Raw genomic sequence first — 13427 nt, forward strand, 5'->3', positions numbered from 1 at the left:
CTACCGCCCTCCGGCTCCGGAAACCATCATACCAATGGAACTCAGGCCGATCATGCACTAACAACCAACTTGGACCCGTCAGATAGGGCTGCTCACCTCACGATACACGTCTTCATTTCCTGGGTGCAGATGTTTTGTTTCCGGAACTCATTGATCCGGATACTGCAGAACCGCTTCCAATCAAATCCGGCGCGCGCGGCGAGCTTGTTCTGACGCACCTTGAGCGAGACTGCCAGCCGCTTGTGCGGTTCAGAACCGGAGATATCATCGAAATCGATGAAACCGATCCGTGCTCTTGTGGGCGACACGGTTTTCGTTTTCGTGTCGTTGGGCGCAGTGACGATATGGTTGTTGTGCGGGGTCTTAATCTGTTTCCAACAATGGTGGCCTCTGTCATTACGGCCACTCCTGATTTCAGCGGCGACTATCGCATCGTCCTGTCTGGTCAGGGGCCATACGACTATTTGCCGGTCAAAGCCGAGCTTGCACAAGGCGTTGTGGAAAGCGCTGGTCTGGCAGAAAATCTTGAAACGGCAATCAAGCGAAGCCTTGGGGCCACAGCCCATGTAAGCTTGGTTCCTCACGGATCATTTCCCGTTACCGAAGGCAAAACCAAACGCATAATAAGAGAGTAAAATGACCGACTTTCAGTACAATACAGTGATCAGCAGGCTTGAAGACAACGGAATTCGCGTAGTCTCTCTGAACCGACCCGACCGTCTGAACGCAATGAACCGTGCGTTGGTTACGGACGTTGCGAAAGCATTTGATGATGCAAATGCCTGCAAGAAAACGCGCGTGATCATTTTTACTGGCGAAGGCCGTGCATTCTGCGCAGGAGACGACAGAAAAGATCACAATCACCCGGAAAGCGAGCAAGAGGCACGGGATATTACTGTTGAAATCCAGGATGCCACCCGGTCAATCGTCTTTGGCGACAAACCTGTAGTCGGTGCTCTTCGCGGCTGGGCCGTCGGAGGTGGCTTTGAATGGGCCATAAACTGTGACTTTCCAATTTGGGCAGAGTCCGGAAAGGCCTTTTTCCCCGAAATGAGTTTGGGAATTTTTGTCACCGGTGCTGTAACGGCACTCCTTCCAGCCCTGGCAGGGTTGCAAAAGGCGAGAGAGATGCTCTACTTGGGGCAAACATATTCGGCACAGGACTTGCATGATGCGGGTGTTGCCTGGCGCGTGGTGCCCGATGACGGTCTCATGAAAGAAGCTTACAAAGTGGCAACTACCCTCGCAGATCTACCATATGAGGCAGTGATAAGCATGAAGCGCGCATTGAACGTCAGTGGTCAAGCCGCAATTAAAGCCGCATTGGATATGGAAACAGAGGCCACCGTGGCAGGTTTTCTGAATGCGGAGACGACTAAGCGAATGTTGGATTTTGGCTGAGTTGAAGCCTGGCTGGATCACTGGTTAAATCGTTCCGTAGGTGTCTAGTGCACTCAACTTTCGCAAGCAGTTCCGCATGCTAAAGGTCGGTTGAGGCTCATTTCATGAGGGTTTGAGAAAAAATGATAAAACTACATCATGTCCCACAATCGCGCTCTATGCGCGTGCTTTGGTTGCTGCATGAAATTGATACCGAATTTGAGGTTGTGACTCGTCCTTTTGACAAGTCGCTCCGCAGTATTGAGTATTTGGCATTGCACCCAGTTGGCAGGGTTCCAGCACTAGAACTGGATGGCAAAGCTGTTTGGGAGTCCGGAGCGATGATCGAGATCCTCTGCGATCGTTTTAGCCCAACAGAGTTAGGTCGAGGACTTGAGCATCCGGAGAGGATCGATTGGTTGATTTGGCTGCACTTTGCCGAGAGCATTAGCCAACATTCTGCTGCACTGACACAACAACATTTGGTCCTGTATTCTGATGAGATGCGATCCGGAATTGTAATGCAGCTGGAAGCAAAAAGAATTGAAAAATGCTTTTCTGCAATAGATCAAAACCTTGAAAGCCGAGATCATTTATTGGTGTCGGGATTTTCTGCAGCTGATATTGCGGTTGGGCAAGCCGTGTATATCGCCAAACATTTTGCCAGAATTGATCGCTTTCAGAATCTAGCGCGCTGGTATGATACGTTAATCAAGCGCGACGGGTTCAAAAAATCCCTTCCCGAAGAACAAGCGAAACTTTACAAACAAGACTTCTACGAACCTTGGAAAGAATAGTGCAGTTGGCATTTTCAGGGGGAACTGGCTTGAGATGGGCAGGTCAGTTACGTGGAGCAAAGACAGTCAACCAGTCTGAAAGAGACGCGTTCGAGTAGCCCTGACAGCACCTTTTTGACTAATCTTTTTGGGGCAAAGGAGCGGGGCCGCAGCTTTCGCGTACGACCAAATCACCGTGAAGCAACTTTTCCTTCTGGGACGTCCCCGTTCCTGCCAGGCCATCCAAAAGAAACTCCATTGCATGTTCGCCAATCTTGGTGCGAGGCTGTCTGATTGTTGTCAGGGCAGGTGTGATGTTGTTTGCGAATGGAATGTCGTCAAAGCCGATCACTGAAAAATCTTTGGGGACGCTGTAGCCGCGTAGTTGCAATGCTCCAATAACACCGATCGCTGTGTCATCATTGAAGCAGAAAAAGGCTGTGGGCAGAGTATCCTTAATAAACAATCGCTCCACTGCAGCCCGTCCACCTTCGCTAGAGCCATCCCCTTCAATAATCCATTCTTCCAGCGTATTTGCGCCTTCAGCCAAGCCGTGACGGTAGCCCTCGGATCGAAGGTCGGACACAGGATCGGTCGTTGATGACGCAACATAGGCGATTTTCCGGTGGCCCAGTGAGACGAGGTACTCGGTTGCCATTTTGGCGGCTGCAACGTCGTCCACTCCCACATAGGTGACTTCCGACCGGGTCACAGGTCGTGTTGCTGCAATCATTGGGGGGAATGCGTTGATGGGGCTTTCGGGCTGCCCGGCGACAGGAAGATGCCCGGTCAAAAGTATGAGTCCGTCAACCATACCCGCTGACAAAAACCGCAGGTGGTTTTCCTCAAGCGAAATAGATCCATCGGTGTTTCCGATCAGAACTGCATAACCGCGTTCGTTAGCTGCTTTCTCAAGGCCTATCAGGATGCCGGGAAAGTTTGGATCAGCGATAGAGGGGGTTAGGACCATAACCATGCGTGACCGCCGCATACGCAAGTTTTGCGCCATGGCGTTGGCAGTGTATCCGGTACGAGCAATCGCCGCCGTCACGCGTTTGCGCGTGCTTTCAGCGACCTTCTCGGGCGTCCGAATCGCCCGGCTAACCGTTGCAATAGAAACCCCAGCAAGCTTCGCCACGTCTTCGATAGTCGCTGGTTTGGGTGGGGGGGATTGCAAGATTTTGGGTCCTGATGATTGAATTGCTTTCGGTAGGAATCATCTCGTAATTCCATGGGCTTAGTTGGAACCTTAAGGCCAGAGGGACGGATTGAAAAGGTTTACATACTATAATGTAAAGGTTTACATCATTAATGAAAAGGTTTACATAGGTCGAAGTGACGCGGCCATCTATCTGGATGCAGTCGTGTTGAGGGGAGACACATGCTGGACGATTTATCGGAAAATCAATCTTTGCTGCAGGCGGACTGCATCAGCAAATCCTTTGGCTCCGTGCCTGTTCTTTTCAGCGTCAACATGGAGGTACACCCCGGCGAGGTTCATGCCCTGATTGGTGAAAACGGCGCCGGCAAATCCACCTTGATGAAAATCCTCTCAGGGTTTCACAGTCCATCATCGGGGCGCATTCTGTTCGAGGGTCAGGAAATTTCTTTGCCACCAAATGGCGAAGCCGAGATGATGGGTATCGTCCTAATTCACCAGGAACTTAATCTTGCCGAGCAGATGACGGTTGAAGAAAATATCTTTCTTGGTCGTGAACTGACAAAGAATGGTGTGCTGGACCGTCTGGCTATGCAGAGTATCGTGAAAGAGTACCTGCAGGACATTGGCCTAAACATCTCACCATCGGCCCGTATCTCGGACCTGTCGATTGCGGAAAAGCAAATGGTTGAAATCGTCAAGGCGATAAGCCGAAATGCGCGGGTTTTGATCATGGATGAGCCCACCGCGGTTTTGACCGAAGCGGAAACGGAAATCTTTTTCCGACAAGTTCTCAAGTTAAAGGAAAAGGGTGTTGCGATCGTATTTGTGTCGCACAAGCTGACTGAGGTCAAAAAGATTTCTGACCGTATCACCATTCTGCGGGATGGGCAGTGGATTGGCACCAAAGACGCAGGGGATGTGTCGCTTGATGCGATGGCACAGATGATGGTTGGGCGAGAATTGTCGGACCTCTATCCGCCAATGCGTGAGGCTGACGTGGATGCTGATGTTGTTCTTGAGCTGAAGAACCTGTCCACGGATGGCGTCCGAGGCGTGAACTTTCAGTTGCGCAAAGGTGAAATCCTTGGGTTTTCAGGGCTTATTGGCGCCGGTCGAACATCTGTGTTTGAAGCGATCTGTGCATTACGCCCAATCACCGGCGGCCAGGTTTTTGTGGACGGCAGGGAAACCCATTTCGCGTCCGTCGCGGCGGTACGAGATGCTGGCATCGCCTATCTTACCAAAGATCGCAAAGCCAAGGGTTTGCTTCTGGACAAAAAGATGAGGCCCAACCTAACCCTGTTTTCCTTACCCAAGTTTATCAAGAAATTTGGGTTGGATACTCGGGCTGAGGACAAAGCGCTGGAGCGTGCCGTGCGGCGTTTCGATATCCGTGCACGTGACCCTGATATTACAGTCGGGGATATGTCAGGTGGCAACCAGCAAAAGTTGCTTCTGGCTAAAGTTATGGAAAGTGAGCCCCGCATCGTCATCATAGACGAGCCAACGCGCGGCATCGATGTAGGGACCAAGCAGCAGGTCTATCACTTTATCACAGCGCTGGCCGCCGAAGGCGTGTCCGTGGTCGTTATCTCGTCAGAAATGCCGGAAATCATCGGCGTATGCCATCGCGTAGTCGTGATGCGCGAAGGGCAGATCACCGGGTCGTTGACCGGTGACGACATCACCGAAAATGAAATCGTGCGCTATGCCGCAGGACTTAAGAGGGAGGGCGCGCAATGACCGTTTCAGCCACCAACCCATTGACGAGAGGGAAACAGATGAAGTTCGACGTTAAGACAGCCGGGCCGGCAATTGCGCTCATTTTGCTGTGCATCATCGGGTTCTCTCTGAACCCGGCTTTTCTGAGCGAGGGCAACTTATCGAACTTGCTAACCCGATCGGCGTTCATCGGCATTATCGCGATTGGCGCAACTTTCGTGATCACCGCTGGCGGGATTGATCTTTCGGTCGGCTCAATGGCTGCGGCGATTGCGGGGGTCATGATCATCATCATGAACAGCGCCGTTGAAACTTTGGGCACCGGTGTTGCAACGGTGTTGCTGGGCTGTGGCTGTTCGATCCTTCTGGGGATCGGGGCTGGTTGGATCAATGGTGTGTTGACGACCAAGGGAAAAATCGAGGCATTTATCGTCACTTTGGGAACGATGGGTATTTATCGGTCACTGGTCACGTATTTTGCTGACGGCGGCACACTGTCTCTGGATTTCGCAATCCGGGGCACATACCGCCCGGTGTATTATGACAGTTTCTTTGGCCTGCCGATCCCGGTCTGGGTGTTCATCGTGGTTTCGATTGTTGGGTGGTTCTTGTTGAACCGCACCGCCTTTGGTCGCTATTGCACGGCGATTGGGTCAAACGAAGGTGTGGCGAAATACTCGGCCATCAAAGTCGACAGTGTAAAAACCATGACCTACATGATCCAGGGGCTTTGCGTGTCGCTTGCCACAATCATTTATGTGCCGCGCCTTGGGTCTGCGTCTTCGTCGACCGGCGTGTTGTGGGAGCTCGAGGCCATCGCGGCAGTCATCATTGGCGGCACGGTACTCAAAGGGGGCTATGGCCGCATCGGCGGCACCATTCTGGGCGCCCTCATCCTGACCACCATCGGTAACATCCTGAACTTTACCGATCTCATATCGAACTATCTGAACGGAACCATGCAAGGTCTCATCATCATCATCGCGGTCTGGTTGCAGCGCGGTGATTGGGGCAAGGCAAAGGCCAAACAAGCGTAAGAGTTTCACAAAGCAAACCGGGGCCTGTCCCCACAGTGAAAAACAACCGGGCGCCACCGGACAGGAGAGGTGCGTCCAAATTTGGGAGGAGACCAAATGAAACCTTTTAGCAAATTGGGCGCGATGGTCGTGACCGGAGCACTCGTGATGTCATCGACATTGGCCAGTGCAGAAACAATCAAAATTGGTGTGAGCTATCCAACACCAACCCACGCTTGGGCCGCCGGTATGAACTGGCACGCTGAACAGGCAGGAAAACGGCTTGAGGCGCTTTATCCCGATGTGGACATGATCCTTGTGAACTCGTCCGACCCAAGCGCGCAGGCCAGTGCGCTGGAAGACCTCGTGTCGGTGCATCAGATTGATGCCCTTGTAGTTTTGCCGTTCGAATCCGAGCCGCTGACAGACCCGGTGCTGAACGTCAAAAAGTCTGGCGCGCTGATCACCGTTGTTGACCGTGGTCTCAGCCAGCCGGGTATCGAAGACATCTATGTTGCGGGCAACAACCCGGAATTGGGCCGTGTCTCGGCAAAGTATATGAAGACACGCCTGAAATCGGGCGACAACATTGTTGTGCTGCGCGGCATCCCAACACTGATCGACAATGAACGCTTTGATGCCTTCATGGCCGAGATGGAAGGTTCGGGCGTAAACATTCTTGACCACAAACACGCCAACTGGAACCGCGATGACGGGTTCGAGGTGATGCAGGACTTCCTGTCGCGCTTCCCGGATATTGATGCGGTTTGGGCGCAGGATGACGACATAGCCATCGGTGTTGTGGCGGCGTTGAAACAGGCTGGTCGCGATGGTGATGGCATGTTCGTCGTAGGTGGCGCAGGCATGAAAGAAACCATCAAAGCGATCATGGATGGTGAAACGCTGGTGCCGGTAGATGTGCTCTATCCGCCGTCAATGATTGCGACTGCAATGGATGTAACCGTTGCCGCGTTTAAGTCAAACGGACCAGTCGCTGGCCGCTATATCTTGGGTGCGACCTTGATCACGCCTGAGAATGCTGCCTCCTTCTACTTCCCGGACTCTCCCTTCTAGGAAGCTGAAACTGGGCATCGGGAAAGAGGCCACTGCGCCTCTTTCCCAAATTTGGAGGATAAATTTATGAAAAATCTAAAAGGTCCAGCTTTGTTTTTGGCGCAGTTCGCTGGGGATGATGCGCCCTTTAACAGTTGGGACAGCATTACAAAATGGGCTGCGGACTGCGGCTACAAGGGCGTGCAAATCCCGAGTTGGGACGGCCGCCTGTTTGATCTGGCCAAGGCCGCAAGCTCGCGTTCATACTGCGAAGAACTGGTCGGGGTGGCGTGTGAAAATGGTGTGGAGATCACCGAGCTTTCGACCCACCTTCAAGGACAGCTTGTTGCCGTACATCCGGCCTATGACACCGCGTTCGATGGCTTTGCGGCCCCTCATGTGCATGGAGACCCAAAAGCGCGTCAGGCTTGGGCTGTAGAGCAAGTCAAACTGGCAATTACCGCCAGTTACAATCTGGGCATCAAAGCCCACGCAACATTTTCGGGCGCCTTGGCGTGGCCGTACATATACCCCTGGCCGCAACGACCTGCAGGCCTTATTGAAACAGCTTTTGATGAACTGGCGGCGCGCTGGCGTCCCATTCTGGACCATGCCGACTCGATGGGTGTGGATGTATGCTATGAAATCCACCCGGGCGAAGATTTACATGACGGGGTGACGTTTGAGATGTTCCTAGAGCGTGTCGACAATCACCCTCGGGCAAATATGCTGTACGATCCATCACATTATGTGCTGCAATGTCTGGACTATCTGGACAATATCGACATCTACAAAGACCGGATCAAGATGTTCCACGTCAAAGATGCCGAGTTCAATCCGACAGGCCGTCAGGGAGTCTATTCAGGGTATCAACCCTGGGTTGATCGGGCAGGGCGGTTCCGCTCTCTTGGCGACGGCCAAGTCGACTTCGCGGCCGTGTTTTCCAAGATGGCCGCCAACGACTTTGATGGTTGGGCCGTCGTGGAATGGGAATGCTGCCTGAAGCATCCCGAGGATGGCGCGCGCGAGGGCGCACAATTCGTTAAGGACCACATCATTCGGGTCACGGAAAAGGCGTTTGATGATTTTGCCGATGGTGGCACGGACGAGGCCGCAAACCGTAAAATGCTCGGATTGGGAGATTAAGCCATGACAGGACATACACCCTTAAAATTGGGAATGGTCGGCGGTGGCAATGACGCCTTTATTGGTGCAGTGCATCGTATTGCTTCGCGGATAGATGGGGAATTCAATCTGGTCGCCGGGGCCCTGTCATCAACCTCGGAGAAGGCTCAGGCTTCTGGGCAGGCATTGGGATTGGCTGCGGAAAGAACGTATGACGACTTTAAGGCCATGGCGATCCGCGAGGCTCGGTTGAAGGATGGCATTGATGCCGTGGCGATTGTGACGCCCAACCACATGCATTATCCGGCGGCGCGCGAGTTCCTGAAACGCGGTATTCATGTCCTATGTGACAAGCCGTTGACCGCGACCTTGGCCGAAGCGAAAAAGCTGGTGAAAGCGGCAGAACAATCAGACGCATTATTTGTGCTGACCCACAACTACACCGGCTATCCGATGATCCGACAGGCAAGGGAAATGGTGGCACAGGGAGCGCTGGGTGACATTCGCGTCGTGCAGGCAGAATACCCGCAGGACTGGCTGACCGAGGCCGAAGAATCCCAAGACAACAAACAGGCAGAATGGCGTACCGATCCTGAACGATCCGGCGCGGGCGGTTGCGTGGGGGACATTGGCACTCATGCGTTTAACTTGCTCAGTTTTGTCACCGGATTGACCCTTGAAAGCCTGGCGTCGGATTTGACGTCATTTGTGCCGGGTCGTCGATTGGACGACAACGTGCACGTGATGATGCGGTTTCAGGGTGGCGCGCGAGGAATGTTGTGGTCCAGTCAAGTTGCACCGGGCAATGAAAACGCTCTCAAACTGCGGGTCTATGGGCCCAAAGGCGGTTTGGAGTGGTCTCAGGAGGATCCGAATTATCTGTGGTTTACGCCATTTGGGAAACCCAAGCGCCTGCTAACACGTGGTGGAACTGGCGCCAGTGCGATGGCCGAGCGTGTCACCCGAACCCCCGGCGGTCACCCCGAAGGTTATCTGGAGGCCTTCGCAAACATCTACACCGAGGCCGCCGCAGCAATTCGCGCTAAGAAACGTGGTGAAGCCCTGCCACCTGACCTACATTTCCCCACCGTGCAGGATGGGTTAACGGGTGTGCAATTCATTGATGCATGTGTTCGTTCGTCAAACCGAAACGGAGCATGGACTTCGTTCTGAGGGCGTTTTCAAGAGAAACATGCGTGAGGCGAGCAGGGCGGAGATCTTGCGTTCACTTATGGGAAAACGCTCTCCTTTTTGCTGCTTCAAAACGCCTCCCAAAATCATCCGACTTTTTGCGATGATGGATGCCCAATTTCCATTTCTCCTCGAATTGTGGAAGACTTGGCGCACGAAAGAGGCACTGATGTAGGCACCAACGCTTTCCGTTTTTAGTAGACCAGATTTGGCCGGCCTTCGCCGTAGAAACTCGCAGACGGAGGGTTCACCAGTTGCGATCATACTCGAGCTGGCGATGGCATTTGGATGAAGTGTTTGTGAGATCCAAGGAGCAGAAGCATAATCTTTGGCGAGCCGTAGATCATGAAGGTGAGGTGCCTAATTGCTTTGTCACGAAGCGACGGGATCGCAAAGCGGCTTTGATATTCTTACGTAATATCATGAAGCGCTGCGGGAAATAGGGTGCAATAGAAAAGGGCAAACTTCGCCCCCATAGTGTCGAGGCTTAGATCATTGGCGATGCATGCCGAAAAGAAACCGGCCGCTAGAACAACAATCGATCCAAAAACGCGCACTTACCTTTTCGACGACGAGAACGCGCATGTACAGTTTTCGTCGAATGTGAAGTTTACAGAAATTTGTCTCTGCTTACGCGTCGGTCTTCAACCACTTCAATCAGGAGCGCAACCTTTCGAAACGTTATCATTTCAAGCTCAATTGCAACGCAGATCTTGCCGAGTGGCGCGGTCTTCGTGCGAATTATTGGGCAGCCTCATTGGTCTGGCAAAAGCGCGTTTGAAATTTCCTGACACCACCCTCCAACGGCACACCTATTTAGTTCTATTTCATCTGCTCGAGCGCTTTCCCTGCCGCTGTTATCGAGGCGTCGATGTCAGATTGGGTGTGTTCCGTACAGCTCAAGTTGTGTAAAATCTTGTTTCCGGAAAAGAATATGCCCTGATTGCGCATCAGCTCTGAAAACGTTCCATATTTTTTCAGATCAACGGTTGCGCAAAATTCGCGATAGTCGGTAATCGCGTCGAGATCGGTGAACACCGGATGAAACATTGAGCCCACATTTTGGACCCGCATGTTCTGACCTGTGTCTTTGGCAACCTGATTGAGGCGTGTGGTCATTTGTTCGCCAATCTCAGCGATTTTCTTAAACCCGGCTTGGTCATCTCGCGTCATTTCTTCGAGCATTGTCTTGGCGGCATAGAGACCCAGACGTGGCGCATTGTGGCTTCCGTAGTGCAGGACTTTGCCATACTCGATGCTTTCCATGATGTGGTCCGGTCCCGCAATGGCCGCGACTGGAAATCCCTGACCTAAAGCCTTGCCATACGTCACGATGTCTGGTTGCAGATCATAAAGTTCAGCGGCTCCGCCGGGAGCAACACGAAAACCAGTGACAGTTTCGTCGAGATAAAACAGAACGTTATGTGCACGGCACATTTCCTGCGCGCGTTTCAGATAGCCCGGTTTTGGCGGAATGACCCCCATGTTGGACATCACTCCTTCCATCACAACGCAAGCAAGGTCGTGGCCATGCGCATCCAGCATCCGCTCTAAGGCATCTTCGTCATTCCATACGCAAACCAGCGTGTCTTCCCACGACCCCGGTGTCAGGCCAGAGCTATCAGGAATGCGCACCGGATCATTGGGATGCCCCAGCGTTGTCGGGTACTGCGGGTTTGAGCTGACCAAAAGGCCATCATACCAGCCGTGGTAATGGCCCTCGAACTTGAGCACTTTACGCTTTCCGGTGATTCCGCGCGCCATGCGAACCCCGGTCATGCAAGCCTCGGTTCCGGTGTTGGCAAACCGGACTTTGTCGACGTGCGGCAACATACTGACCATTAGTTCAGCCGTCTCAACTTCAACCTCAAGGGCCGTGGCAAAATGTGTCCCACCTGCCACTTTTTCCTGAACAATTTCAACGATCTTTGGATGTGCGTGGCCTAAGGGTAAACAGCCAAATGACAACTGCCAGTCAATGAATTCGTTTCCGTCTACATCCCAAATGCGCGCACCTTTTCCTTCGCGCATATAGGCTGGATACGGCTTGTAATTCAGCGGCCCCCGAGAGGCAGAGCTGCACCCTTCAACCAAAACCTGCATGGCCCGGTCAAACAAAATTTTGGAATTGTCGGTTTTCATTGAGAGAGCCCTTTGGCTAGTGAAAAGTTTGGCGCGTCAAAGAGCGTTGAGCAGTTTTTTTGCCTGCTCATCTGCGTCTGAAACACTTAGTATATCAATTGATTTTCCGACCAGCGAGAACAGTGCCTCTCTGGTTTCCATTGTGAAATGGATGGTTCCGTCTGTTTCGACCGTTTCGATTCCGTCCCAAGCCAAGGATGCTTCGTTCACCGAAATAGCCTGATCCATGGACCAATCCGGGGGCAGGTCGATCGCAATCCCCGAACGGCTTGCCTGAACGGGATACCCACCAATTAGTTTGCCGATACCTGGTAGGTGAATTGCTGAAGGGGTCGGGTTCAGCAGCGCCCTGAGTGCTGCCAGTCCGGCCGATGCCGTCACCCGGTTGAAATGCAGATCATAAGGAAATGGAAAGCGCGCGCGCAAGACATCTTCTGCAATATCAGTGACATCTCGTCCCAAGGCCGTTGCCTGAAGCAAATACGGCGGTAGAGTCTCGGTGCGTTTCTCGTTCAGAACGTAGTACTCAAACGCGTGTTGCGAAATCATGCGGATGTCGACGTTTTGCGGTAGGCATTTTAGGCGCGCCGCGACTGCTGCCTGTATTTTCGGAATGGGCTCTTGGATGTTTCCGATCCCGCAGTCTGGCCCGAACCCGTTACGGTTGAGAACTGCGTTGATCACATCTGGAAACGACGCGCCAATCCAGAGTGCGCCGGTATCGGCTTTTTCGATCACGTCGCGAAATTTGGCCATCAAGGACAAATGCAAAGCGGTGAAACTTGCAAAAGGCAGAGCAGAAGCCCGCTCATCCAGTTTCCACCATGGCATCAGCGATGGGGCCGAGAAAATATAGTCCGGCTTTAGTTGGCGAAGCTTCAGAGGCGCATCATGGGCGTTGATGTCGAGTTGAATGGCGCGAAGGTCCGGAAAATGCCCTTCTATCCCGGCACCAATTGCTGCGTTGTTCACCCTTTCTTCGGCCTTGACCAGGCTGCGGCTGCCGACAAAAACGGGCTCAAAAAGGTCGGTTCTGGCGACCGCTTCCAATATGTTTGTTCCCAGTTCACCCAGAGAAATTATTAGCAGTGTTGGTTTTGACATTTCGGAACTTTCTTTGGGGTTTGTCCAGAACGCCCCGATAGAGGACTCGTGGTGACCCAATTTGTCAACTCCTGTAGGGATTTGCCAGAAGAAACGAGCTTGAGACGTGGAGGTTAAAGTGTGTATGAAAGCGGTCATACAATAAGCCGAAGGGTCGCATTGTCAGATTAACTTTGACGCGGGTGGCTTCTTAGCTTCAATTCTTGCAAAAACGGCAGATTGGCAACCTACGCTTCGCGTCCGGAGTTCCTCTGACAAGGTCCATCTGACACTATCTGTCTGGGTTATCTATCAATTAGAGCATTGGGTTTGGCAAAAGCCTCTAGGGCTTGGGAGTCTGTTATCCTGATTGTCTGTCCAGAAACCTCAACTCCATAATGCTTTAGTGCAGAGAGCGCGCGGGACAGATTTTCCGGTGTCATACCCAAAAATGAGGCGAGTTTCTTCTTCTCAACAGGCAGCGAGAAATCCGCTGCTCTACCGTCGCGAACGTGGTGCTTAAAGACGTAGTTCGCCAGCCGCTCAACCGAGGTTCGCAATTTTATATTCTTCGCATTTCTTATGGCACCTCGGTAACATCCGGCCAGTTCGTTAATGATCGACATGGCAAAGCTGGTGTCTTTTTCGAACACCTCCCTCACGTCTTCCGAAGGGATCATGAGGCATTGTCAGAAGAAACTCGGTTGTGAAGGGCTGGGTGGCGATCTAGCGTTGAAGCATGACAAAACGTTCGCCTTTCCGCTATTTCAAAACGAG

General features: G+C 52.6%; 12 protein-coding genes and 1 pseudogene. 9 read left to right on the top strand and 4 right to left on the bottom strand.

The annotated features are described in order from the left end of the window. Positions 1-134: 134 nt before the first annotated feature. The 3 genes from BUC32_RS19200 (at position 135) to BUC32_RS19210 (ending at position 2177) form a co-directional block, all read left to right on the top strand. Positions 135-635 (top strand): phenylacetate--CoA ligase family protein, encoded by a 501-nt coding sequence (locus BUC32_RS19200; protein WP_073257035.1) that lies wholly within the window; start codon positions 135-137, stop codon positions 633-635. A 1-nt stretch (position 636) separates the two neighbouring features. Then, a complete protein-coding gene (locus BUC32_RS19205) occupies positions 637-1401 on the top strand; it encodes an enoyl-CoA hydratase/isomerase family protein (protein ID WP_073257038.1) in 765 nt (254 codons plus the stop codon). Positions 1402-1523: 122 nt separating this feature from the next. Next, positions 1524-2177: a glutathione S-transferase family protein gene (locus BUC32_RS19210; RefSeq protein WP_073257042.1), complete on the top strand. Its 654-nt coding sequence runs from the start codon at positions 1524-1526 to the stop codon at positions 2175-2177. 118 nt (positions 2178-2295) lie between these two features. Here BUC32_RS19210 and BUC32_RS19215 read toward each other — a convergent pair whose 3' ends face one another. Next, positions 2296-3333, bottom strand: coding sequence for a LacI family DNA-binding transcriptional regulator (locus tag BUC32_RS19215; protein WP_073257045.1), 1038 nt, complete (start codon positions 3331-3333; stop codon positions 2296-2298). A 204-nt stretch (positions 3334-3537) separates the two neighbouring features. On the opposite strand from BUC32_RS19215, the gene BUC32_RS19220 reads away from it, so the two are divergent. From BUC32_RS19220 to BUC32_RS21305, 6 genes and pseudogenes are all read left to right on the top strand, one after another. After that, positions 3538-5061 (top strand): sugar ABC transporter ATP-binding protein, encoded by a 1524-nt coding sequence (locus tag BUC32_RS19220; RefSeq protein WP_073257050.1) that lies wholly within the window; start codon positions 3538-3540, stop codon positions 5059-5061. Then, the gene (locus tag BUC32_RS19225; protein ID WP_073257053.1) at positions 5058-6077 is read left to right on the top strand and encodes an ABC transporter permease; all 1020 of its coding nucleotides are present in this window, start codon (positions 5058-5060) and stop codon (positions 6075-6077) included. Before BUC32_RS19220 ends, BUC32_RS19225 begins: the two co-directional genes overlap by 4 nt. 96 nt (positions 6078-6173) lie before the next feature. Beyond that, positions 6174-7130 carry a substrate-binding domain-containing protein gene (locus BUC32_RS19230; RefSeq protein ID WP_073257056.1) on the top strand — a complete coding sequence of 319 codons (957 nt, stop codon included), beginning with the start codon at positions 6174-6176 and terminating at the stop codon, positions 7128-7130. Between the two features lie 66 nt (positions 7131-7196). Further along, complete coding sequence (locus BUC32_RS19235; protein WP_073257059.1) at positions 7197-8255, top strand: sugar phosphate isomerase/epimerase family protein; 1059 nt, start codon at positions 7197-7199, stop codon at positions 8253-8255. Positions 8256-8258: 3 nt separating this feature from the next. Further along, positions 8259-9407 (top strand): Gfo/Idh/MocA family protein, encoded by a 1149-nt coding sequence (locus tag BUC32_RS19240; protein ID WP_073257062.1) that lies wholly within the window; start codon positions 8259-8261, stop codon positions 9405-9407. Between the two features lie 58 nt (positions 9408-9465). Continuing rightward, positions 9466-10206, top strand: a pseudogene (locus BUC32_RS21305) (DDE-type integrase/transposase/recombinase). 41 nt (positions 10207-10247) lie between these two features. Here the strand turns inward: BUC32_RS21305 and BUC32_RS19250 are convergent. The 3 genes from BUC32_RS19250 to BUC32_RS19260 all read right to left on the bottom strand — a co-directional run bounded on the left by BUC32_RS19250 (position 10248) and on the right by BUC32_RS19260 (position 13330). Continuing rightward, positions 10248-11567 (bottom strand): aspartate aminotransferase family protein, encoded by a 1320-nt coding sequence (locus BUC32_RS19250; protein ID WP_073257065.1) that lies wholly within the window; start codon positions 11565-11567, stop codon positions 10248-10250. Between the two features lie 36 nt (positions 11568-11603). Then, the gene (locus BUC32_RS19255; protein ID WP_073257068.1) at positions 11604-12671 is read right to left on the bottom strand and encodes a hypothetical protein; all 1068 of its coding nucleotides are present in this window, start codon (positions 12669-12671) and stop codon (positions 11604-11606) included. A gap of 284 nt (positions 12672-12955) precedes the next feature. Then, positions 12956-13330, bottom strand: a complete 375-nt coding sequence (locus BUC32_RS19260) for a helix-turn-helix domain-containing protein (RefSeq protein ID WP_073257071.1) — start codon at positions 13328-13330, stop codon at positions 12956-12958. Positions 13331-13427: the final 97 nt, after the last annotated feature.

It is taken from the genome of Shimia gijangensis (assembly GCF_900142085.1).
In the GTDB taxonomy this organism is placed as follows: Bacteria; Pseudomonadota; Alphaproteobacteria; order Rhodobacterales; family Rhodobacteraceae; genus Shimia; species Shimia gijangensis.